This window comes from Micromonospora sp. MA102, assembly GCF_025460765.1.
Taxonomy (GTDB): Bacteria; Actinomycetota; Actinomycetes; order Mycobacteriales; family Micromonosporaceae; genus Micromonospora; species Micromonospora halotolerans.
In genome coordinates, this window is sequence record NZ_JAMWEG010000016.1 from 56,649 (window position 1) to 78,566 (window position 21,918).

A 21,918-nucleotide genomic window follows, 5' to 3' on the forward strand; every position below is an offset into this window, starting at 1 on the left:
GTCGGGTCAGCTCTGGACGAAGACCGCCACGCTGCGCGCCGGCACGGTGAACGTGCCACCGGCCCGGTTGAAGGACGCCGTCCGGAGCACCGGGTCGGCGGAGTTCTTCAGCACCGGGTGCAGTGCCACGTTCGCCCCGCGCAGGCCGGTGACGGTCTGCGTCGCCGTCTCCGGGGTGGCGTTGAAGACCACGGTGACCGACTTCCACTGTCCGCCCAGCCCGCGGGCGTCCAGGGTCATGGTGATCACGCCCGGGGTCTCCCGGTCGCCGGAGAGCGGGAAGGCGACCCGCTTCTGCACCTGGTCGGCCGTGGTCAGCCCGAAGACCGGGGAGGAACGCCGGATGGTCAGCAGTTCCGCGTACCGGGCGTCGGCCAGGTCGATCGCGGCGCAGTCCGGCACCAGCTTCGGGTCGGCCAGCAGCGGCTTCGCGTACGGCCACTTGTCCTCGTTGTCCTGCTCGGGTGGCAGGCCGGCGCCGAAGCCGTTGCCCTGGCCGCAGTCCCAGCGGATCTGGTTGAACCAGTCACCGGAGTTGAACGAGTTGCGGTCCAGCGACTTGGAGCGCAGCCGCTCCGAGCCGGCCGTCACGAACCCGGTCCCCTGCCCCATCACCACGGTGCTCAGGGCGAGCACCTGCATCCGCGCACGGTCCTGCGCCGAGGTCCCCTGCGGCAGCTTGTACGCGAGCGCGTCGTACAGGATCTCGTTGTCGTGCGCGTCGACGTAGGTGACCGCCTCGCCCGGCGCCGCGGTGTAGCCGGCCGGCGAGCCGTTGTAGTCGACCTGCGCGCCGGTGACCGGCCGGCCGGACGAGTCGGTGAACCGGTAGCCGCGCAGGTTGCCGGTCAGCCCCACCTTGATGAGGTCCTGCTGGTGCAGCAGCCGCGCCTTCTGCTCGGCGGCCGACCCGTTGACGTCGTCCCCGTTCGGGTCGGTGAGGAGCCCGGACGCGAAGCCCTGGATCCGCGGGTTGCCGTCGAACGGGCCGCCACCGCGCACCGCGTCGCGGAGCCGGTCGTTGAAGGTGCCGATTCCGGTGCCCGCCATGTTCGCCTGGGTGGCCTGCACGAACCGGGCGTCGTCGGCCACCTCGCCGAAGTTCCAGCCCTCGCCGTAGAGCAGGATCTTCTTCCCGTCCACACCGTCGCGGGCCGGGGTCAGCTTGTCCAGGGCGGCGCGGACGGCCAGGATATTGGCCTTCGGGTGGTGGCCCATGAGGTCGAAGCGGAACCCGTCCACCTTGTACGCCTTCGCCCAGGTGACCAGGGAGTCCACCACGAGCTTGCCCATCATGGCGTGCTCGGGGGCGGTGTTGGCGCAGCAGGTCGAGTTGGCGACCGTGCCGTCGTCGAGCAGCCGCTGGTAGTAGCCCGGCACCACCTGGTCGAGCACCGACTTCGGGTCGGTGCCGGCGGCCGAGGTGTGGTTGTAGACGACGTCCATCACCACGCGCAGGCCGGCCTTGTTGATGCCGGCGACCATCTGCCGGAACTCGGTGGTCCGCTTCGCCCCGGCCGGGTCGACGGCGTAGCCGCCCTCGGGCACGGTGTAGTGCAGCGGGTCGTACCCCCAGTTGTAGCCGTCCTTCTCGGCCACCGCCGCGACGCACTTCTGCTGCTCGTCGGAGTCCGGTGGCAGCGCGGCCAGGTCGCAGGGCGGCTGGGCCTGGTCGGCCCGCTTCTCGGGGATGGTGGCGAAGTCGAACGCGGGCAGCAGGTGCAGGTAGTTGACCCCGGCGTCGCCGAGCGCCTTCAGGTGCTTCATCCCGGCCGTGTTCGGGTCGGTGAAGGCGAGGTAGGTGCCCCGCCGCTCGGCCGGCACGGTGGCGTCGGCGATGGAGAAGTCGCGGACCGACAGCTCCTGGATCTGCGCCTTGGCCGACGGCACGGCCGCGGGCTTGCGCAGGCCGGCCCAGCCGGCCGGGGCCAGCGCCGGGTCGGCCAGGTCGACGATCTGGCTGTGCGTCGAGTCCGGCGCGAGGGCCACCGAGTACGGGTCGGTCACCGCGGCGCTGACCACCTTCTGCGCGGCCGGCTGCCACGCCTCGACCTGGTAGCGGTAGTACTTCCCGCTCCACGCCTTCGTGCCGCGCACCGACCAGACGCCGGTGGTGTCGTCGCGGCTCATCGACACCGTCGTCGGCTGGGCCGCCGGCGAGTCGAAGAGCTGGAGCGCGACCTTCCGGGCGGTTGGCGCCCACACGGCCAGGGTGGGCACCTTGCCGGCGAACGTCGGGCCGAGCTTCGCGCCGGTCGCGGCCCGGTAGACGTCGTCGAGCACGCCGGGGATCTGCACCCCGGTGGCGCCGAGCAGGTGGCCCTCGGCGTCCCGCTCGGTCACCACGAGCTGGCCGCGCAGCGCCGCGGGCACCTTGGCCAGGTCGGCGCGGTCCAGCGTGAAGGCCCGGTAGGCCCAGAGCTGCGGGTACGCCTGCCGTTGGGCCTCGGTCAGCCCGTTGCGCGCCGCCCGCAGCGGCAGCGTGGTGTACGTCCCGGTCAGCTCGCCGTCGGCGACCGCGAGCCCGCCGGCCGGGGCGGCCACCAGGGCGTACCGCTTGCCGTCGGTCGGCCCGGTCTGCCAGGCCACGGTGGACCGGTCGATCCACTGCGCCTTCTGCTTCGTGATGTCGAGGTCCTTCGCGACACCGGACGACGTCGGCGGCAGCAGCCGGCCCTTGACCCCGGCCAGCAGCCAGATCTCGTGGCCGGTGGTGGTGAGGTCCAGCCGCTGGTCGTCGGGCTGGTCCTTCACGTCACCGGCGTGCACGATGTAGTTCAGCCCGGTGGCGCCGGCGGCGAGCGGCACCCGGAAGACCGCGCCGTACGCGTCGATCCGCTCCGGCTTCAGCGGGTTGCCCCAGTCGGTCGGGTTGGCGGCGCCGTCCCAGAGGTGCAGGCCCCAGCCGTCGTAGTTTCCGTCGGCCTTGCGCCAGTGGATGACCGCGGTGTTCTGGTCGACCGGCGGGTCGGGCTCGCCGGTGGCGGCCTGCCGGGTCGGGTAGAGGGCGGGGTCGCCCTGCTTGACCCAGACCTCGCCGGTCTGCGTCACGTCGAGGGTGCGGTCGTTGGCGACGTCCTTGTTCCCGTCCTTGTCGACCACGAGGAAGCCGACCGACTTCGCGCCCGGCTTCAGCCTGACCCAGGCGAACCGGCCGTAGGAGTCCTCACCCACGAACGGCTGCCCCTTGGGCCACTCGGTCTGGTACGCCGGGTCGATGTCGCCCCAGGCGTAGAGTCCCCAGTCGGCGTACCCTCCGGCGGGGCGCTGGTAGTGCACGACCGCCCAGTCCCGGGACGCGCTCTGCGCCGGGGTGCCGACCACGCCGGTGGTGCGCGCGGCGGCCACCCGGCCCTTGCCGTCGCGGACCACGGCCTTGTACTCGACAGTCGTCCCGCCGGCCAGGCCGGTCAGGTCGTGGTGGACGGTGTACGGAGCCTTGTGCGCGCTGCCCAGCAGGGTCCACTTGCCGCCCGGCACCCGGGCCGCGAAGGTGACCGTGGCCAGCGGGTCGCCGGTGACCTGGGCGGTGACGGTGGCCCGGGTGGCGACCGGCGCGTCGCCCGGCTCGGTGAGGGTGATCGTCGGGGCGCTCCCGGCCTGCGGGATGGCTCGGTCGGCCTTGAGCACCACGGCCGACATCGCCGGCACGGTGACGCCCAGCTTGCCGTCGGCGCCGGCCGCCGCCGTGGCCGCGCCGCCGTAGACGCCGGTGAAGGTGGCGCCGGCCGACCAGGTGTCCACGGTGACAGTCTGCGCGGTCGCGGCGTTGTTCACGGCCACGACGTACTCGGTGCGGTCCTTCGGCAGGACGCGGGAGAAGGCGAAGACGCCCGGGCCGTCCGCCGCGTACCGGGTGACCTGGATGCCGTCCCGCAGCGCGGGGTGGGCCTGCCGCAGCCGGCCCAGCTCGGCGATGGTCCGGTAGAGCGGGTGGGTGGTGTCGTACTGGTCGCTCGCGTGGGTGCGGGTGGTGCCGATCAGGTCGTCGTCGAGGTAGTCCGCCGTCTGGCTGGCGAACATGTCCTGCCGGGCGTCCTTGTCCCCGCCGGGGCCGGTGAAGCCCTGCTCGTCACCGGAGTAGACGACCGGCTGGCCGCGGGTGAGGAACATCAGCTGGTGGGCGAGCTGGTCGCGGCGGAGCTGGCTGGCGTCGTCACCGCCGGCGGCCGCGACGAACGAGCCGATCCGGCCCATGTCGTGGTTGCCCAGGAAGGTCGTCAGCCGGTTGGCGTCGGTGTCGCGCGCGGCGTAGAGGTCGTCCTTGGCGTACACGTCCGCCAGCGCGCGGGCCGAGCCGTCCGCGGCGGCGTAGCCCCGCGCGGCCTCCTGGAAGGAGAAGTCGAGGGTGGCCGGCAGGCCACCCTGCCGCACGTAGGTCGACTCGACCTCCTGGTCGGCGCTGTAGACCTCGCCGAACATGAAGAAGTCCGGCTTGCCGGCCTTGGCGGCGGCGGCGTCGATGCCGCGGGTGAACTGCGGCCAGAAGTCGAGGTTGGCGTGCTTGACCGTGTCGAGGCGGAAGCCGTCGACGCCCGCCCTGCCGATCCACTGCGCGTAGATGTCGGTCATGCCGCGGACCACCTCGGGACGCTCGGTCCAGAGGTCGTCGAGGCCGAAGAAGTCGCCGTACTCGCTGTTCTCACCGGCGAAGGTGGAGTCGCCCCGGTTGTGGTACATGGTCGGGTCGTTCAGCCAGGCCGGCACCTTGGCCGTGGCATCGGCGGCGGTGGCGAAGGTCGGGGTGTACGGGAACGACGTGTTGTCGACCCGCGGGAACGCGCGGGTGCCGTCGGCGTAGTTGCGGTCCTCGAAGGCCCGGCCCTGCGCGTCGGTGTAGGGGGACGTCTTCTTGTCGACGTAGCCGTACCTGTCCTCGGCGTAGCGGATGACGTCCGCGGTGTGGTTGGCGATGATGTCCAGGTAGACCTTGATGCCCCGCTGGTGGGCGAGACCGACCAGCCTCTTCAGCTCGGCGTTGGTGCCGAAGTGCGGGTCGACCTGGGTGAAGTCGGTGATCCAGTAGCCGTGGTAGCCGGCGGAGACGTCCGCTCCGGTGCCCTGCACGGGCCGGTTCTTGAAGATCGGGGCGAGCCAGATGGCGGTGGTGCCGAGACCCTGGATGTAGTCCATCCGGTCGATGACCCCCTTGAGGTCACCGCCGTGGTAGAAGCCCTTGTCCGCCGGGTCGAGGCCGGTGCTGAGCCGGTCACCGGTGAGCCCGCCGGTGTCGTTGCGCTTGTCGCCGTTGGCGAAGCGGTCCGGCAGGACGAAGTAGAACTGCTCGGCCTTCGCGGCGGTGCTGCCGGCCTTGAGCAGCGCCTCGGCGGACGGCTCCCGGTTCCACTGGGCGGCGCCCGCGGCGGCCAGCACGTCGGGGGTGGTGGGCGGCTCGCCGCCGTCGGCACCCACCTGGTGGAGGGCCACCGGCACGCCGACGAGGGTGAGCACGAGGGAGGTGGCCAGGGCGGCCAGTGCCTTGCGGGATATCGGCGGGGGTTTCATCGACGGCCTTTCTCTGGTCGCTGATTCGCCCGCACGCTAGCCCTCGTCGAAACATTCTGCAATACCTTGCAAACCAAGTCGCAACAAAGCAGCCATCTTGCGAAACACGGCAGAGCAGACGCCGCCGCGACCGCGGCCCGAGGTGGTGGATCAGACGCCGGAGCAGGCGGCGCCGTCGACGGCGCAGCTCGACGGCCGGGTCGTCCCCGTCTGCTCGAAGTGGAACTGCAGCGCCACCGACGCCCCGGGCGCCAGGTCGACCCCGCTGCGGTAGGTGAAAACGCCGTCGCTGAAGCCTCCGCTGCCCTGTTGGGCGCCGCTCACCCAGGCGGTCACGAGACGGCCCTGGGGGAAGGCCAGCCGCACCGTCCAGCCCCGCGCCGTGCCGGCGGTGTTGACCAGCCGCACCTCGCCGATGAAACCGCCGTCGAAGCTGCTCACCACGCCGTACCGGCCGGTGACCGGGGACGGGGTGGGCGGCGGTGGCGCCGGCCGGCTGCTGGTGCCGCCCGCACTGGGTGACGGGCGCGGCGTCGGCCGGGCGGGAAGCACGGTGGACCGGGGCGACAGCCCGGGCGCCACCGGCCCGGCGGCGGAGGCGGGCGGCCGGCTGGTCCCCACCGGCGCGCTGGGCGTGGTGACCGGCACCTGGGGCAGCGACATCGTCGGGTCCGGCGGCGGGGGTTCGGCGAACGTCCGCCGCCCACGCACCGCACCCAGCGCCACGACGAGCAGCACCACCATGACGATCACGCCGATCGAGACGACGATCCAGGGCGACGAGGTGATGGCCGCGCCGGGTGACGGCCGTACGCGTCGTGTGCCGGACATACCCCTCCCCTGTCGGTCCCCGTCGGGCGAGCGTAACGACCGCGACCGTTGGCCGCCCGGTGGACCGGTGCGCGCCTCAGCCGATCACACAGTCCGCGCCGTTGACCGTGCACCGGCCCGGCTGGTCACCGGTGCCCGTGCGGCCGAACCGCATCCGCACCGTGGCGCTCTGCCCGGCCGGCAGCGGCCCGATGCCGCGCAGCACGAACACCCCGCTGCCCTGGGTGCTGACCGAGACCCCGGAGGCGGACGAGGCCTCGATGGTCTTCACGTTGCCGGTGAAGAACAGCTCGACCTCCCAGCCCTGCCCGCCAGCGGAGCCGTTGACCACGGTCAGCCGGGCCTCGAACCCGCTCCGGTCGCTCGCGGTGGCCTCGTACCGCGCGGTCACCGCACCCTGCGCGGCCGCCCGGGTCGAGGCGCTGGGCCGCGGCGTCGCCGACCGGGACGCGCCGGCCGAGGGCGAGGCGGTCGCGCTGGGCGACGGCGTCGCCGATCCCGTGGCGTCGGTGGCGCCGCCGGTCGGCGGCGCGGAGGTGGGGGCGTCCGGCCCGAGAGTCGGCAGGTACATCGGCGGGGCGGGCGCCGGCACCGGCTGGCGTTCCTCCCCCCGCAGCGAGAGCAGGGCGATCACCAGAAGGCCGACGATCAGGCCGACGCCGAGCAGCACCACGATCCACGGCACCGACGTGAGCATCCGTGGCGCCGCCGGCGCCTCGGCCGGCTCGGCTGGCCCGCCGCTCATCACATGCCCCCCTCGTGGTACCCGACGCGCCAGCGTAGCTAGGGCGCGTCGCATCGCGAAGCGCGCCCGGAGCGATCGGACCGTCCGGGTACCCGGGACGCGCGAAACGGACGATCATGCGCGGCGATTCGGGTTCCGCCGGCCGGGTCCATGGCCACGACCCGCAGCCGACACGTCGCACCGCGTCGTCGGCTACGCTGTCCGGGCTCAGCTATCGGAGCTCCTAAATGGCTCAGATCGGGGCAAGGACGCGTACATCCGCCCGCACTGTCCATCATGGAGAGCCGCCCGACGGACACCCGCCCCGACAACTCCTCCCTCCCCCACTCGGAGCAGCTCCATGCAGATTGCCAGCGCGCCAACCGGGCTAATCCGCAAGTCCCTCGGCACCGGTGCCCTGTTGGTGTTCAGCGCCACCGCTTCCTCCCCGATGGCCGTGCTCGCCGGGGCGATCGTCGCCGCGTACGCCTCGACCGGCGTCACCGGCACCCCGCTCGGCTTCGTCGTCATCGCCGTCGCGTTGCTCTTCTTCTCCGTCGGCTACCTGGCCATGGCCCGTTACGTCTCCAGCGCCGGCGTCTTCTACGCGGCCCTGGCCGCGGGCTTCGGACGGTTCTGGGGTGTGGTCGCCGCACCCGTCGTGCTGCTCGGCTACAACGCCATCCAGATCTGCCTGTACGGGCTGCTCGGCGCGGTCGTCAGCGACAGCCTCGGTGGCCCGTGGTGGGCCTGGGCGCTGGCCGCCTGGGCCGGGGTCGCCCTGGTCGGCGTGCTGAAGGCGCGGATCAGCGTCGGCCTGCTGGGCGCGGTGCTGGCCGTCGAGGTCGTGGTGATCCTGCTCTTCGTGCTCACCTCGTTCACCCATCCGGCCGGCGGGTCGGTGAGCTTCGCGCCGCTGGACCCCGGCAACCTGCTGGTGCCGGGCATCGGCGGTGTGGTGGCCTTCTGCGCGGCCTCGTTCGTGGGCTACGAGTCGGCCGCCGTCTACTCGGAGGAGGCGCGGTCGCCGCGGGCGGTGTCCCGGGCGGCCTACTCGGCGCTGATCCTGCTGGGCGCCCTCTACGCGCTGGCCGCGTGGGCCATGGCCGTGGCCGTCGGGCCGGACCAGGTCGTCGACCGGTCCCGCGACCCGGGCGCGGGGCTGCCGTTCTCGATCCTGGAGGCGCACGTCAGCCCCGTGCTCGGCGGCGTAGCGACGATCATGGTGGTGACCAGCGTGTTCGCCGCGATGGTGAGCTTCCACAACTCGATCGCCCGGTACGCCTTCAGCCTCGGCCGGGAGCGGGTGCTGCCGGCGGTGTTCGAGCGGGTCGGCCGGGGCGGCGCGCCGGTCGCCGGGTCGGTGCTCCAGTCGGCGATCGCCCTGCCGGCGGTCCTGGTGTTCGCGCTGACCGGAGCCGACCCGGTCGCCACCATGTTCAGCTGGCTCTCCGGCGTCGCCGCCATCGCGCTGCTGCTCATGATGGCGGTCACCTCGGTCGCCACGATCGCCTTCTTCCACCGCGGCGGCGGCGGCACGGAGAGCGCGTGGCAGCGTACGGTCGCGCCGGCGATCGGGGCCGCATTGGTGGGCGCTGCCCTGCTCACCACGCTGGTGAACCTGTCCGCCGTGCTCGGGGTGCCCCCCGACTCCACGACGAAGTGGCTGGTCCCCGGCGCGGTGGCGGCCGCCGTGGTGGTGGGGCTGGTCTGGGCGGCGGTCATCCGGGCCACCCGCCCCGAGGTGCTGGAGAACGTCGGGCAGGGCCAACCGCGCCCGCTCGCGGTGATCGAGCAGGATCTGGTCGGCCGTTCCCTGTAGGACACCCGGGCACGCCACGGCCCGCCCCGAGGTCCGGGGGCGGGCCGCACGGTGTCTCAGCGGCGGCGCCGGCCCCCGGTGGACGCGACCGCCGCGGCCTTGCGCTCCTGGCCGGCCAGCACCAGCCGGTTGAGGTGCCGCAACGCGCGCCAGGCCGGGTCGACCTGCTGCTCCGGGGTGAGCGGGAGCCAGTTGCGGACCTCCACGCCCCCGCCGCTGAAATGCGGGCAGGTGGAGTGCACCTCGACCTGCTCGTGCGCCCGCGCCGGCCGCTCGACCACCAGCAGGTTGTCGTCCGACATCACCACCAGGTTCCGGCCGGCGATGCCCATCCCGCCGGCACCCGGCGGCTCGACGCCGGCCCCGCCGCTGCCCAGCAGGGTCGACACCGAGACACCGACGTAGCGCGCCTCGGCGGGCATCGGCTCGCCGGCCTGGGTCATCTGGGCCACCGGGTCGAAGACCCCGCCCCCGGCCAGGTAGCCCTCGGCGATCTCGCACAGCTCGGCGAGCAGCGCCGGCAGGTCCTGCACCTCGGCGCCGTCCCGGAACAACCGGGAGGCCGCCTTGATCTCGTAGTAGGGCCGGCGCGGGTCGGCGAACCGGGGATCCAGGCTGGCGTAGAGGAAGACCAGCGCGTGCGGCCCGACCGGGCTGGTCCGGCGCAGGTCCCAGTAGTGCGAGGCGTGCAGCGCGTTCGCGTACTGCACGCGGTGCACCACCGCCTGCCGGATCTGGTGGTGGACCGCCTGGTTCGAGTAGCCGTCGAGGGTCGGCTCGGACGCGTCACCGGGGGACCAGCTCGCCGGGGCCGGGCCGGCGTGGGCGTACCTCGCGGCGTCCGGTGCGCGGTAGCCGCCCGACGGCGGCCGGGCCGGCGCGGGGGCACCGCGGACCGGGGCCGCCGGGGCGCCCAGCCCGGAGAGCCGGGCCGTGCCACCGCGACCCGGAGCCTCCGGCGGGGCGAACCGGGCGGCGCCACCCGCACCGCCGAGGTGGCCGGCGGTCCTGGCGCCGAAGCCGCCGGCCACCGGGCCGCCCGTCGGGCCGGCGAAGCCGCCCTGCGATGGGGCGCCGAAGCCGCCGGCGGTCGGGGCGGTGAAGCCGTCCGTGGTCGGGGGGCCGTAGCGGTGGGCCGCGGGCGGCCCGAACCCGCCGCGTGTCGCGGGCGACGGGTGTCCGCTGCCGGGATCACCGGCCTCGGCGCCGCCGTAGCCGCGCAGCGGCGAGGTGGGCGGACCGTAGGCCGGGGGCGTCGGACCGCCGTGGCCGGGCTCCGGGGCCGCGCCGCCGGAGAGCCGGCGGCTTCCCCACCGGGCGGGCGGCCGGAGTGGCGGTGCCGGCGGGTACGCCGGCCGGTCGGTCGCGCCGTCGTTCCCGGTGCCCTCGTGCGACGGACGTGGCAGCGGTGACCGGTGATCCTGCGACACGTGGCAGCTCCTGGCTAGCGGGAATTCGCCCGGCCGATGATTTCACTCCGTGCACGGGTTATCAACTGTCCGCGAGCATTTCGGGATCCGGCTCGCTGACCGGTCACTCAATCAGGATTCGGGTCCACAGTGGCCGCACCCGTCGATTGTGGACGATTGGTGGCCGGGTTCGTAACGCTTGCCCGCTCTCCGTGACTCATGGTCCACTCTGTGCGCTGTCCACCGGACGACGAGGGAGCGCCGTGTTGTCAGCCGACCCAGGCCGCAACGGTCCCGTCGCGCGTCCCGAGGAACTCCTCGCGGAGCTCGCCGCGGTCCGCTCGGCCGCGGTCGCCGGGCGGCGGACGCACGTCGGCTTCCCGGTCGCCACCGACATCGACTACAGCCCGCTGGCGCCCCTGTTCGGCTCGTTGCTCAACAACATCGGCGACCCGTGGACCGACCCGGCCGGCGCCAACCACACCAAGCGGTACGAGCGGGAGGTGCTCGACTGGTTCGGCGACCTGTTCCAGGCCCCGGCCGACGACCGCTGGGGTTACCTCACCTCCGGCGGCACCGAGGGCAACCTCTACGGCCTCTACCTGGCCCGGGCCCGGCTGCCCAAGGCCCTGGTCTACCACTCCGCCGAGGCCCACTACTCCCTGCCCAAGTGCGTCGACATCCTCGGCCTGGACTCGGTGGTGGTCCGCACCGACGAGCGCGGCGAGATGGACTACGACGACCTGGCCCGGATGGTCGACCGGCACCGGGACCGGCCGGCCATCGTGGTGGCCACCTGCGGCACGACCATGACCGAGGCCGCCGACGACGTGCCCCGGATCCGGCAGCTGCTCGCCCGCACACCCGTCCGCCACCACCTGCACGTCGACGGCGCGCTGGCCGGGGTCCCTCTCGCTCTGGCCGACGGGCGGGCCACGCTGCGGCTCGACGCGACCGTCGACAGCATCTCCATCTCCGGCTACAAGTTCCTCGGCACCCCGGTGCCGTGCGGGGTGGTGCTGACCCGCCGCACCCTCCAGCAGCAGCTCGCCCGCTACGCCAACTACACCGGCACGATGGACACCACGATCAGCGGTTCCCGCAGCGGCCATCCGGCGCTGCTGCTCTGGTACGCGATCCGCAGCCTCGGCCACGACGGCCTGCGGGAGCGCGCCGAGCGGGCCCGCGAGCTGGCCGCGTACGCGGTGGAGCGGCTCACCGAGGTGGGCTGGCCGGCCTGGCGGCACGAGCACGCCTTCACGGTCGTCTTCCCCACCCCGCCGCCGGCCGTGACGGCGAAGTGGGTGCTGGCGAGCAGCGCCGGCCGCAGCCACCTGATCTGCATGCCCGGCGTCACCCGGGAGGCCGTCGACGACTTCGTGTCCGACGTGGCGGCCGGTGGCACGCGGGTCGACGCGTCGCCCCGCCGCCGGGAGCTGGTCCGCTGAGCCGCCCCGCCGGCCGGACCGCCGCCGTCGCGGGCCGGCCCGGTCGGGTCGGCCGTGACGGTGTCAGGCGGTGCGGATGACCGTACAGATGGCCGGGCCGTCGTCGGTGGCCCGCAGCAGGTAGCGGTACCGCTCGCCGGGCACCGCCCGGCCCTGGCTGTCCAGGAACTCCCAGCGCACCGCCACCTCGGTGAGCAGGGCGGAGACCTGCTGCACGTCCTCGATCAGCGCGTGGGCGGCGACCAGTTCCCGCTCCTGGTAGTCGGGCGCCGCGCCGACGAAGCTGAGGGCCACGGCGGCCGGCGAGGTGAACGAGAAGCTGTAGGTGTCGGCGACCACCAGCCCCGGCAGCGCGTAGCAGCCGGCGATGGCGGGCACGTCGGCGGTGGTCAGCGCCACGCCGTACCGGTCGAAGAAGTCGGCGAGCGTGTCGAGGTCCGTGGAAGCCGTCACGCCGCTCTCTTTGCCGGACGGCGGGCTCGGCAAACCTGGTCAGCGGGGTGGGATGCCTACCTCGATCTCGGCCCCGAGCTGGGCGCCGCCGGTGAGGTCGAGGTCGTCGCCGCTCCAGAACCGCCCCGGGTCGTACCAGTTGGGCCGGCGACCGGCGGGCAGCAGCCCCATCGCCTCGTAGGTCACGGCCACCACCTCCGCGCAGTACGCGGTCTCCAGCGCCCGGTCGCGGACCGGCACGCCACCACCGTCGGCGATGGAGGGTCGGCCGCGGCGCAGGTTCGGCACCCGGCCGCGGGCCCAGCGCCAGGCGAGCTGCGCGGTGGACGGGAACGGGGTGCCGTCGAGGCGGGCCACGGTCCGCAGCACCGCCTCCTCCATCACGGTGTCCGCCGGCGGTTCGAGCTGGCGCAGCCAGCCCCGCTGGCCGTACCGGTTGGCCCACACGCAGACCGCGTCCCGCAGGTCGTGCAGCTGCACGCCGCGCTGGTGGGTGCCGGTCCACAGGTCGGGCAGCGAGCGGCCCAGCTCGGCGTGCCACATCAGCGGCGGCATGTCGTCGAGCACCACGGCCATGCCGACGTGGTTGACTGGGCTGTTGGTAGTGAGCTGGATGGCGCGGTCCGGCACGCTGCGCCCGCGGAAGACCCACAGGTCGCCGGTGCGGGTCAGCTCCACCGCCTCGTCCAGGCTGATGCTCATGGAGGATCACCCTATGCCGAAGCGGCAACGGATGCGGTGGTGGAAGCTGCTCGGCCTGGCCGGCCTCGCCGGCGTGGCGGCGACCGGTGTGGTCGTGGCCCGGGCGGAGCGGCGGCGCCGGGCGTACACCCCGGAGGAGATCCGGGACCGGCTGCGCGAGCGGCACGCGAAGGCCGGCGACCGCACCTCCTGACCCAGCGCGGGCTCACCGGTCGCTGCGGCGCACGGCCTCGTCCAGGGCCTCCGGGGTACGACCGACCAGCGCGCCTCCGTCGTCCAGCAGCAGGATCGGGCGCTGGATCAGCTCGGGGTGCGCGACCATGGCGGCGACCCAGCGCGGCTCCGTCGCGTCGTCGCGCGGCCAGTCCGCCATGCCCAGCGCGGTCGCGGCCGGCTCGCCGGTGCGGCAGATGTCCCACGCCCGGGCGTCCAGCCGGCGCAGCACCTCGGTCACCTCGTCCGCGCTCGGCGGCTCGGTGAGGTACGCCCGCAGTCGGTAGGGCACCCGCGCCTCGTCCAGCGAAGCGCGGGCGGTGGCGCACTTCGAGCAGGACGGGTTGTTCCAGATCTCCATGCCGACATGGTGGCACGACCACTGTGGAACCCGACGAGGACAGCGGTGACCGGCGACCTCGCCCACGCACCAGCAGGCGCACCCGGTATCGGCTGAATCTTGGCGATTTTCTGTTCGCGGGGACCGGGAAGTCGCCAACGATCCGATCGGGAGTCGAGCGGCGCGGCGCCGAGGGCGGTCCGAGGCGGGCGTTTGTCCGGTTTACGCCCTGCCTCGCACGGCGAGTGGAACGCCATGGGTGTCTCCCGGGCCGGGATACACCCATGGCGTTCCACCCATGAGGGCGAGCCTGAGACGCGGCCGTTTCGTACGAGTGGTCCGGCCGCGGCGTGGCGACGGAGCCGGGCTCCGGGAGGCGGAGGTTGCGCTGGCATTCGTGCCCTGAGAGATGTCCGGTTTGCGCCGGCAGTTCGAGGCCTGATGTCCGGTTTCGGCCTGGCTGTCGGGTGGTCGGCGCCACCGTGGCGGCGGAATCATGCCGGGGGTGGGGTCGTTGTACATGGCAGACCGCGTTAGCAGCCCGCCCCCGGGCGACGGCGACCGCCGGTCGGAATGACCGGCCCCCACCGGTCGTTACATCCCCCGGACCGCGAAGGTCCGAGCCGGTGGAGCCAGGGAATGACCCCGGGCCGCCGGTCGTTACATCCCCCGGGACATCGGGTCAGGGTCGAGGGAATCGCTTCCCCACCGCCGATGGTTACACCCCCGGACCGCCCGAGCAGGTCACCCCTTTGATCGCCGGGCACCCCAAAGACTTTCCCCCCCTTTGCGGCGGCATCCGCACGCCCCCCTTGTGTGCGGGTGCCGCTCACCCCCGAACGGAAGGCGCTGATCTCATCATGCGTACCAACACCATGCTGCGAAACACCGTCCTGACCGCTGCCGGCTTCGCCGCCACCGCCGGTGGGATCGCCGGCCCCGCCATCGCCGCCCACGCCAGCCCGGCCGAGAAGACCACCCAGGTCAGCACCGACCGCAAGGGCCACGGCGAGCGGGAACTCGACGTCCGCTACGAAGCCCAGCCGAACTTCTACTACTGCGGCCCCGCCGCCGCCCGTAACGCCATCAGCGTGCTCGGCAAGAACATCGACGTCGACGCCATGGCCAAGGAGATGGGCACCACCGAGAACGGCACCAACAGCATCAACGACATCACCCCCGTGCTGAACAAGGAGACCGGCAAGCACTACCGGTCGGTGGAGATCCGCGACGGCAAGGCCGACGACAAGCAGACCGACACCCTGCGCGCCGACATCGTGCGCACCGTCGACGACGGCCGCGCCGTGGTCGCCAACATCGCCGGCACCACCACCGACACCGACGGCAACACCCACTCCTTCGAAGGCGGCCACTACATCAGCGTCGTCGGCTACCACGACAACGGGAAGACCGTGACCATCGCGGACTCGGCCGACCCGAACATGGCCTCCTACCGCATCAGCGTCGACAACCTCGCCGACTGGATCGCCACCCGCGGCTACTCGGCCTCCTGACAAAGCAGCAACACACGAAAGGGCCCGACCCCACGAAGGGGTCGGGCCCTTTTCGGCGTTGTCGTCAACGGTCGCCCGCGCGCACCGGCTCGTCGGCCTCGTCGGGCACCTCGACCTGCTCCAGGTGCCGGGCGCGGCGGCGCAGCCACCAGGTGCTGGCCAGGCCGGCGAGCACCGCGAGGACCAGGCCGGCCCAGGAGATGTCCTTGAGCCAGTGCTCGGCCGCGCGGCCCACGGAGAAGAGCAGGTATGTCGTGCCGAAGGCCCAGACCAGGCCGCCCGCCGCGTTGGCCACCAGGAACCGGCGGTACGGCACGTGCAGCGCCCCAGCGAGGGGGCCGGCGAGGATGCGGAGCAGGGCGACGAACCGCCCGAAGAAGACCGCCCAGACACCGTGCCGGGCGAAGCTCTGCTCGGCGCGGGCGAGCTGCGCGGGGCCGAGGTGTTTCGGGAAACGCCGGCCCAGCCGTTCGAGCAGCGGCCGCCCGCCGCGGCGGCCCACGGCGTACCCGATGGAGTCCCCCACGATGGCGCCGACCGCGGCGGCGGTGGCCACCCACTCCGGCTCGACGACCCCGGCGGCGGCCAGCAGCGCGGAGCTGACCAGCACGATCTCGCCCGGAAGCGGGATGCCCATGCTCTCCACGCCGATCACCCCGGCGACGATCAGATAGAGCACGCCCGGGGGCAGCGCGGAGAGCCAGTGCTGGACGTCGACCACCCCCGAACCCTACCCGCGCGGGCTCAGCCGGCGGGCGCCAGGAACTCCAGGCGGTTGCCGTGCGGGTCGTACGTGTGGAACCGCCGCATGCCGGGAATCTCCTCGTCGCCCCAGGTCACGGGGTGGCCCGCGGCGCCGAGGTGGGCGGCGAGCCAGTCCAGGTCGGGGCGGAGCAGGGCCGGGTGCGCCTTGCGGGCGGGGCGGAAGTCGTCCTCGACGCCGAGGTGCAGCTCGACGCCGTACCCGGTGAACCAGCAGCCGCCGCGGGCGGCGAGGGCCGGCGGTTTCGCCTTCTCGACCAGGCCGAGCAGGCCGGCGTAGAAGGACCGGGAGATTTCCTCGGAGCCGCGTGGGCAGGCGAGCAGGACGTGGTGGATCATGGTGGCACCTCCTCGTCCCGAACCCTGGCATGAGGTTGCGCGAATAGCAAGACGGACGTACGGTTTTGTTGAGACCGACGCAGGTAAGTGTCGCCTAAGCACGGCGACGCCCCGGCCGGTGCGACAAACTGCTCAGGACTACTCACGGTCGCTGGTGTGAAGGAGTACGACGTGGCGAGCCTCGACACCTTCGGTGCGAAGACCCAGCTACGCGTCGGAGACGCGAGCTACGAGATTTTCAGGATCGACAAGGTGGAGGGCCACGACCGGCTGCCCTACAGCTTGAAGATCCTGCTGGAGAACCTGCTGCGGACCGAGGACGGCGCGAACATCACCGCCGACCACATCCAGCAGCTCGGTGCGTGGGACCCCACCGCCGACCCGAGCGTGGAGATCCAGTTCACCCCGGCCCGGGTGCTGATGCAGGACTTCACCGGCGTGCCCTGCGTCGTCGACCTGGCCACCATGCGTGAGGCCGTGCGCGACCTGGGCGGCGACGCCACCAAGGTGAACCCGCTCGCCCCGGCCGAGCTGGTCATCGACCACTCGGTCATCGCCGACCTGTTCGGTCGCGAGGACGCCTTCGAGCGCAACGTGGAGCTGGAGTACCAGCGCAACAAGGAGCGCTACCAGTTCCTGCGGTGGGGCCAGACCGCGTTCAACGAGTTCAAGGTCGTCCCGCCGGGCACCGGCATCGTGCACCAGGTCAACATCGAGTACCTGGCCCGCACGGTCATGGAGCGCAACGGTCAGGCGTACCCGGACACCGTGGTCGGCACCGACTCGCACACCACGATGGTCAACGGCCTGGGCGTGCTGGGCTGGGGCGTCGGCGGCATCGAGGCCGAGGCCGCGATGCTCGGCCAGCCGGTCAGCATGCTGATCCCCCGGGTCGTCGGCTTCAAGCTCTCCGGCGAGATGCCGGCCGGCACCACCGCCACCGACCTGGTGCTCACCATCACCGAGATGCTGCGCAAGCACGGCGTGGTCGGCAAGTTCGTCGAGTTCTACGGCCCCGGCGTCAGCGCGGTGCCGCTGGCCAACCGGGCCACCATCGGCAACATGTCCCCGGAGTACGGCTCCACCGTCGCGATCTTCCCGATCGACGCCGAGACCGTCCGCTACCTGGAGCTGACCGGCCGCGACCCGCAGCAGGTCGCGCTGGTCGAGGCGTACGCCAAGGAGCAGGGCCTCTGGCACGACCCGGAGCGCGAGCCGGAGTACTCGGAGCGCCTGGAGCTGGACCTCGGCACCATCGAGCCGTCCCTGGCCGGCCCGAAGCGCCCGCAGGACCGGGTGCCGCTGGGCAGCGCCAAGACGCTGTTCCGCTCCGCGCTGAGCGACTACGTGGCAGCCGACGAGACCGGCGGCGACCCGGGTCGCAAGCCGGGCGTGCCGCAGCTGGAGAAGCCGTTCGGCACCGACGGCCCGGCCGACGAGGCCAGCGCCGAGTCCTTCCCGGCCAGCGACTCCCCGGCCAACGGGGTCAACGACCCGGCCGACGCCCCGCGGGACCTGGAGACCGCCGCGGTGGGCGCGGGCGGCCGGGCCACCAACCCGGTCCGGGTGACCGGCGCGGACGGCGTCGAGTACGAGCTGGACCACGGCGCCGTGGTGATCGCCGCGATCACCTCCTGCACCAACACCTCCAACCCGCAGGTCATGATCGGCGCCGCGCTGCTGGCGCGGAACGCCGTGGACAAGGGCCTGAACCGCAAGCCGTGGGTGAAGACCACCCTGGCCCCGGGCTCCAAGGTCGTCATGGACTACTACGACCGCGCCGGCCTCACGCCCTACCTGGAGAAGCTCGGCTTCAACCTGGTCGGCTACGGCTGCACGACCTGCATCGGCAACTCCGGCCCGCTGCCGGAGGAGGTCTCCGCCGCGGTCAACGAGGGCGACCTGGCCGTCGTCTCGGTGCTGTCCGGCAACCGCAACTTCGAGGGCCGGATCAACCCGGACGTCAAGATGAACTACCTGGCGTCCCCGCCGCTGGTGGTCGCGTACGCGCTCGCCGGCACCATGGACATCGACCTGGCGAACGAGCCGATCGGCGAGGACGCGCAGGGCAACCCCGTGTTCCTACGGGAGATCTGGCCGAACAGCGCCGAGATCCAGGACGTCATCGCCTCGGCGATCGGCGCCACCGGCTTCAGCTCCGCGTACGCGGACGTGTTCGCCGGTGACGAGCGCTGGCAGTCGCTGCCCACCCCGACGGGCGACACCTTCGCCTGGGCCGGCGACTCGACCTACGTGCGCAAGCCTCCGTACTTCGAGGGCATGGAGCGCGACCCGCAGCCGGTGCAGGACATCGCCGGCGCCCGGGTGCTGGCCAAGCTGGGCGACTCGGTGACCACCGACCACATCTCCCCCGCCGGCTCGATCAAGGCGGACTCGCCCGCCGGGAAGTACCTCGCCGAGCACGGCGTGGCGCGGCACGAGTTCAACTCGTACGGCTCCCGCCGCGGCAACCACGAGGTGATGATCCGGGGCACCTTCGCCAACATCCGGCTGCGCAACCAGCTCGTGCCGGGCGTCGAGGGCGGCTTCACGGTCAACCACCTGACCGGCGAGCAGACCTCGATCTACGACGCCTCGATGGCGTACCAGGAGGCGGGCGTCCCGCTGGTCATCCTGGCCGGCAAGGAGTACGGCTCCGGCTCGTCCCGCGACTGGGCGGCCAAGGGCACCATGCTGCTCGGGGTCAAGGCCGTCATCGCCGAGTCGTACGAGCGGATCCACCGCTCGAACCTCATCGGCATGGGCGTCCTGCCGCTGCAGTTCCCGGTCGACGCCACCGCCGAGTCGCTGGGCCTGACCGGCACGGAGACCTTCTCGATCAGCGGCGTCACCGCCCTCAACGACGGCGACACCCCGCGCACCGTGAAGGTCACCACCGACACCGGCGTGGAGTTCGACGCCGTGGTCCGCATCGACACCCCCGGTGAGGCCGACTACTACCGGCACGGCGGCATCCTGCAGTACGTGCTGCGCCGCATGATCGCCAACTGACGTCGTACCCCGGAAAGGGCCCCTCCCCGCGATCGCGGGGAGGGGCCCTCGGCGTCTACCGGTGTCGCGGCGACTGCCCGCGCTCAGCCGGATCGGGAGCCGGCGGGGGTCACCCCCGTCGCCGCAGTCGTTCCGCGAACTTCCGCAGCCGCTGCTGGTTGTCGGGCTTGCCGAGCTGCTCACGCGTCTGCCGGGTGAGCCGTTGTCCTTGCGGGTTGTGGAGGAACATGCGGATGCGCTCGGCCATGGTTGCCATGGCTGTTCCCTTCCGATCGTCGGTGTTCGTGAAGGCGCGGTGCCCGACGGAGTCGAGGCCCAGGATCAGGGCCGGGTCCGCCCCGCGGTCGGGATCATCGGAGCCAGGCTGGGGCCCGCGGCGGCGCGGTGGTGACCGGGTCCGCCGGTGCGGTTCGGGGGCGATTGCCGGACATGACATCCCCTTGGGGGTGGGGCCGGTGTGGCTGGCACCTCAGAAATGGGATGTCGTCGATTCCGGGATGCCCCGATCGTACGCTCGTTCGGCCTGGCGCGCTTGGTGTTCCTGGGTCGTTGCGTTCCCTCGACGGAGCGCTCCGTCGTTTGACCGGTGGCGTAGGGTGAGGGACGCAGCAACTGCCCTGGTCCCTGGCGGTGTCCCAACCCGCAGGCACACCACCAGGAGCGTCGGATGCCTGTCCCACACGTCTACGGCGTGCCGCGCACCGAGTCCGTCAACGATCTCGTCCAGCGGATCGCCGACCGCGACCAGGCCGCTTTCCGCCGTTTCCACCGTCGTCTCGTCCGCGCCGTCTTCGCGCAGGTCTGTGAGAGCGTCGGCAGCCGGGCCCTCGCCGTGACGGTGACCCGGGCGGTGTTCGTCGAGGTGTGGCGGCTCGCGCCGATGCCCGCCTCCCGCCAGCTCGACGGCACCGCCTGGGTGACCGCCATCGCCGCTCGCCGGGCCGCGGACCGGCTCCGCGAGATCGACGGCCCCACGCCGACACTCGGCACCGCCTATGACGATCTCATCGCTTCCGAACTCGCCGGCGCGCTGGGAACCGAACCGACGGCACACTGGTCGTAGCCGACGGTGTGGTTGCCCGGCGGCGGGGACCACGACCCGTATCAATCGGAGAGCCGGCGGACTAGGGTTCGACGAGGGTGAGTCACATGGGCGAGAGCCAGCTGTCGGACGTGTTCGTGGAACTGGCCGACACTCTCGTCGACGACTTCGACGTGATCGAGTTCCTGCACGGGTTGGCCGGGCGATGTGTCGAACTGCTGGGTGTCTCGGCGGCCGGGTTGCTCCTGACGGACCAGCGGGACACGCTGCGGGTGGTCGCCGCCTCCTCCGAACGCACCCGACTGCTGGAGCTGTTCCAGCTCCAGACCGACCAGGGTCCCTCCGTGGACTGCTTCCGTACCGGTCAGCCGGTGTCGGTCGCCGACCTGCCGAGCGCCGGCCGGTGGCCGAGGTTCACCGCCGCCGCGGCCGAGGTCGGCTTCGCCGCGGTGCACGCTCTGCCCATGCGCCTGCGCTCCGAGGTCATCGGCACGCTGACCCTCTTCGACGTCCAGCGGGGGGCCCTCGACGAGGCCAGGCTCCGCATCGGACAGGCGCTCGCCGACGTGGCCACCATCGGACTGCTCCAGCAACGCGCCATCCACCGCCGCGACATCCTCACCGAACAGCTGCAGACCGCGCTCACCAGCCGAGTTCTGATCGAGCAGGCCAAGGGGGTCCTCGCCGAGCGCCTCCAGGTGGACGTGGGTGAGGCCTTCGCGCTGCTGCGCGACGGTGCGCGCTGCCGCAACCGGCGACTGTCCGAACTGTCCCGGGCGATCGTCGACGGTTCCGAGCGGTTCGCGCCGGGACGGCCGCCGGCCGGCCCGACTGACGGCCCCTGACCGGCCCGCTGACCAGCCGGTTCCCGGGAGTGCTGCCGGCGGAGGTGCCGAGCCGCGGGATGAGGCGTACGGTGGGCCTGTCGCCCGGGTCCCCGGTGGCCGCCAGTCTCGCCGCCACCAGCCCGTAAGGGGCGTTGAACAATGGTCACCCCCATCGCGACAGCGACGGCAGTTCTCCCTCCTCCGCCTCACCACGCGGCAACCGGCCAGAGCGAACAGCTGCTCCGTCGTCGTGCGAGCCTGACTGCCGACGATCCCGACCGCGCACGGCTGCGAGACCGGATCATCGAGGCCAACCTGCCGCTGGCCGGTCGGCTGGCCCGCCGCTACACCGGTCGCGGGGAGCCCTACGAGGACCTGGCACAGGTGGGCGCGCTCGCCCTGATCAGGGCCGTTGACGGATACGACGCCGAGCGAGGGACGCCGTTCGCCAGCTACGCCATTCCGACAATTCTCGGCGCCATGCGGCGGCACTTCCGGGACACCGCCTGGGCGATCCGGGTGCCGCGCGCAGCCCAGGAACTGACTCACCGGGTGCCCGCCGCCCGGAGCGAGCTCGGGCAGCGACGCGGTCGCCTACCGACGGACGGGGAACTCGCCGGCCACCTGAAGGTGACCGTCGCCGAACTCCTGGCCGCCCTCGCCGCCTCGGAGGTCTACCGGTTGCCGTCCCTGAACGAGCCGCAGCCCGGGAGCAACGCCGTCGAGCGCATCGCGCTCATCGGCGCCGTCGATCCGGGGTACGGCGCCGTGGACGACCACATGACGCTCCGGCTGGTCCTCGCGGCGCTCCCCGCGCGAGAGCGTCAGATCCTGGCCATGCGGTTCCACGGCGACCTGACCCAGGCGCAGATCGCCAGCCGGGTCGGGTTGTCACAGATGCACGTCTCCCGGCTGCTGAAGCGCTCCCTGGCCCAGCTCAGGGCCGAGATGCTCAGCTGACCGGCCATCTTCCCG

At 72.6% G+C, this 21,918-nt stretch carries 18 protein-coding genes; 8 read left to right on the forward strand and 10 right to left on the reverse strand.

Annotation, left to right across the window (positions count from 1 at the left end; translation table 11 throughout):
- Positions 1-6: 6 nt before the first annotated feature.
- From pulA to NFX44_RS25915, 3 genes are all read right to left on the reverse strand, one after another.
- The gene (gene pulA / locus NFX44_RS25905) at positions 7-5,505 is read right to left on the reverse strand and encodes a pullulanase-type alpha-1,6-glucosidase (RefSeq protein ID WP_262286208.1); all 5,499 of its coding nucleotides are present in this window, start codon (positions 5,503-5,505) and stop codon (positions 7-9) included.
- A 150-nt stretch (positions 5,506-5,655) separates the two neighbouring features.
- Positions 5,656-6,336 (reverse strand): cellulose binding domain-containing protein, encoded by a 681-nt coding sequence (locus NFX44_RS25910; protein ID WP_262286209.1) that lies wholly within the window; start codon positions 6,334-6,336, stop codon positions 5,656-5,658.
- A gap of 76 nt (positions 6,337-6,412) precedes the next feature.
- The gene (locus NFX44_RS25915; RefSeq protein WP_262286210.1) at positions 6,413-7,081 is read right to left on the reverse strand and encodes a cellulose binding domain-containing protein; all 669 of its coding nucleotides are present in this window, start codon (positions 7,079-7,081) and stop codon (positions 6,413-6,415) included.
- A 340-nt stretch (positions 7,082-7,421) separates the two neighbouring features.
- On the opposite strand from NFX44_RS25915, the gene NFX44_RS25920 reads away from it, so the two are divergent.
- Complete coding sequence (locus NFX44_RS25920; RefSeq protein WP_262286211.1) at positions 7,422-8,882, forward strand: APC family permease; 1,461 nt, start codon at positions 7,422-7,424, stop codon at positions 8,880-8,882.
- Positions 8,883-8,938: 56 nt separating this feature from the next.
- Here NFX44_RS25920 and NFX44_RS25925 read toward each other — a convergent pair whose 3' ends face one another.
- Positions 8,939-10,312 (reverse strand): hypothetical protein, encoded by a 1,374-nt coding sequence (locus NFX44_RS25925; RefSeq protein ID WP_262286212.1) that lies wholly within the window; start codon positions 10,310-10,312, stop codon positions 8,939-8,941.
- Positions 10,313-10,557: 245 nt separating this feature from the next.
- Between NFX44_RS25925 and NFX44_RS25930 the strand changes: the two genes are divergently transcribed.
- Positions 10,558-11,739, forward strand: a complete 1,182-nt coding sequence (locus NFX44_RS25930) for a histidine decarboxylase (RefSeq protein WP_262286213.1) — start codon at positions 10,558-10,560, stop codon at positions 11,737-11,739.
- 63 nt (positions 11,740-11,802) lie between these two features.
- Here NFX44_RS25930 and NFX44_RS25935 read toward each other — a convergent pair whose 3' ends face one another.
- Positions 11,803-12,192 (reverse strand): hypothetical protein, encoded by a 390-nt coding sequence (locus tag NFX44_RS25935; RefSeq protein WP_091259936.1) that lies wholly within the window; start codon positions 12,190-12,192, stop codon positions 11,803-11,805.
- Positions 12,193-12,231: 39 nt separating this feature from the next.
- Positions 12,232-12,894 carry a hypothetical protein gene (locus tag NFX44_RS25940; RefSeq protein ID WP_262286214.1) on the reverse strand — a complete coding sequence of 221 codons (663 nt, stop codon included), beginning with the start codon at positions 12,892-12,894 and terminating at the stop codon, positions 12,232-12,234.
- Between the two features lie 13 nt (positions 12,895-12,907).
- Between NFX44_RS25940 and NFX44_RS25945 the strand changes: the two genes are divergently transcribed.
- Complete coding sequence (locus tag NFX44_RS25945) at positions 12,908-13,087, forward strand: hypothetical protein (protein ID WP_262286215.1); 180 nt, start codon at positions 12,908-12,910, stop codon at positions 13,085-13,087.
- A gap of 12 nt (positions 13,088-13,099) precedes the next feature.
- On the opposite strand, the gene NFX44_RS25950 is transcribed toward NFX44_RS25945, so the two are convergent.
- The gene (locus NFX44_RS25950; protein ID WP_262286216.1) at positions 13,100-13,468 is read right to left on the reverse strand and encodes an ArsC/Spx/MgsR family protein; all 369 of its coding nucleotides are present in this window, start codon (positions 13,466-13,468) and stop codon (positions 13,100-13,102) included.
- Between the two features lie 839 nt (positions 13,469-14,307).
- On the opposite strand from NFX44_RS25950, the gene NFX44_RS25955 reads away from it, so the two are divergent.
- Positions 14,308-14,961, forward strand: a complete 654-nt coding sequence (locus NFX44_RS25955; protein WP_262286217.1) for a C39 family peptidase — start codon at positions 14,308-14,310, stop codon at positions 14,959-14,961.
- 64 nt (positions 14,962-15,025) lie between these two features.
- On the opposite strand, the gene NFX44_RS25960 is transcribed toward NFX44_RS25955, so the two are convergent.
- The gene (locus NFX44_RS25960) at positions 15,026-15,682 is read right to left on the reverse strand and encodes a DedA family protein (protein ID WP_262286218.1); all 657 of its coding nucleotides are present in this window, start codon (positions 15,680-15,682) and stop codon (positions 15,026-15,028) included.
- A 23-nt stretch (positions 15,683-15,705) separates the two neighbouring features.
- Complete coding sequence (locus NFX44_RS25965; protein WP_262286219.1) at positions 15,706-16,062, reverse strand: glyoxalase; 357 nt, start codon at positions 16,060-16,062, stop codon at positions 15,706-15,708.
- A 156-nt stretch (positions 16,063-16,218) separates the two neighbouring features.
- Here NFX44_RS25965 and NFX44_RS25970 point away from each other — a divergent pair, with 156 nt between their 5' ends.
- On the forward strand, positions 16,219-19,074 hold the full coding sequence (locus NFX44_RS25970; protein WP_262286220.1) for an aconitate hydratase: 2,856 nt from the start codon (positions 16,219-16,221) through the stop codon (positions 19,072-19,074).
- A gap of 109 nt (positions 19,075-19,183) precedes the next feature.
- Here the strand turns inward: NFX44_RS25970 and NFX44_RS25975 are convergent, their stop codons facing one another.
- The gene (locus NFX44_RS25975) at positions 19,184-19,330 is read right to left on the reverse strand and encodes a hypothetical protein (protein WP_262286221.1); all 147 of its coding nucleotides are present in this window, start codon (positions 19,328-19,330) and stop codon (positions 19,184-19,186) included.
- A gap of 411 nt (positions 19,331-19,741) precedes the next feature.
- On the opposite strand from NFX44_RS25975, the gene NFX44_RS25980 reads away from it, so the two are divergent.
- The 3 genes from NFX44_RS25980 to NFX44_RS25990 all read left to right on the forward strand — a co-directional run bounded on the left by NFX44_RS25980 (position 19,742) and on the right by NFX44_RS25990 (position 21,903).
- Positions 19,742-20,137, forward strand: a complete 396-nt coding sequence (locus NFX44_RS25980; protein ID WP_262286222.1) for a hypothetical protein — start codon at positions 19,742-19,744, stop codon at positions 20,135-20,137.
- An 86-nt stretch (positions 20,138-20,223) separates the two neighbouring features.
- A complete protein-coding gene (locus NFX44_RS25985) occupies positions 20,224-20,961 on the forward strand; it encodes a GAF and ANTAR domain-containing protein (RefSeq protein ID WP_262286223.1) in 738 nt (245 codons plus the stop codon).
- 141 nt (positions 20,962-21,102) lie between these two features.
- Positions 21,103-21,903, forward strand: coding sequence for a SigB/SigF/SigG family RNA polymerase sigma factor (locus NFX44_RS25990; protein ID WP_262286224.1), 801 nt, complete (start codon positions 21,103-21,105; stop codon positions 21,901-21,903).
- Positions 21,904-21,918 lie beyond the last annotated feature (15 nt).

Excerpts from the sequence above, each read along its gene's own strand:
- pulA (WP_262286208.1), bottom strand. The coding sequence starts at position 5,505 with ATGAAACCCCCGCCGATATCCCGCAAGGCACTGGCCGCCCTGGCCACC.
- NFX44_RS25910 (WP_262286209.1), bottom strand. The coding sequence starts at position 6,336 with ATGTCCGGCACACGACGCGTACGGCCGTCACCCGGCGCGGCCATCACC.
- NFX44_RS25915 (WP_262286210.1), bottom strand. The coding sequence starts at position 7,081 with ATGAGCGGCGGGCCAGCCGAGCCGGCCGAGGCGCCGGCGGCGCCACGG.
- NFX44_RS25920 (WP_262286211.1), top strand. The coding sequence starts at position 7,422 with ATGCAGATTGCCAGCGCGCCAACCGGGCTAATCCGCAAGTCCCTCGGC.
- NFX44_RS25940 (WP_262286214.1), bottom strand. The coding sequence starts at position 12,894 with ATGAGCATCAGCCTGGACGAGGCGGTGGAGCTGACCCGCACCGGCGAC.
- NFX44_RS25945 (WP_262286215.1), top strand. The coding sequence starts at position 12,908 with ATGCCGAAGCGGCAACGGATGCGGTGGTGGAAGCTGCTCGGCCTGGCC.
- NFX44_RS25950 (WP_262286216.1), bottom strand. The coding sequence starts at position 13,468 with ATGGAGATCTGGAACAACCCGTCCTGCTCGAAGTGCGCCACCGCCCGC.
- NFX44_RS25955 (WP_262286217.1), top strand. The coding sequence starts at position 14,308 with ATGCGTACCAACACCATGCTGCGAAACACCGTCCTGACCGCTGCCGGC.
- NFX44_RS25965 (WP_262286219.1), bottom strand. The coding sequence starts at position 16,062 with ATGATCCACCACGTCCTGCTCGCCTGCCCACGCGGCTCCGAGGAAATC.
- NFX44_RS25975 (WP_262286221.1), bottom strand. The coding sequence starts at position 19,330 with ATGGCAACCATGGCCGAGCGCATCCGCATGTTCCTCCACAACCCGCAA.
- NFX44_RS25980 (WP_262286222.1), top strand. The coding sequence starts at position 19,742 with ATGCCTGTCCCACACGTCTACGGCGTGCCGCGCACCGAGTCCGTCAAC.
- NFX44_RS25985 (WP_262286223.1), top strand. The coding sequence starts at position 20,224 with ATGGGCGAGAGCCAGCTGTCGGACGTGTTCGTGGAACTGGCCGACACT.
- NFX44_RS25990 (WP_262286224.1), top strand. The coding sequence starts at position 21,103 with ATGGTCACCCCCATCGCGACAGCGACGGCAGTTCTCCCTCCTCCGCCT.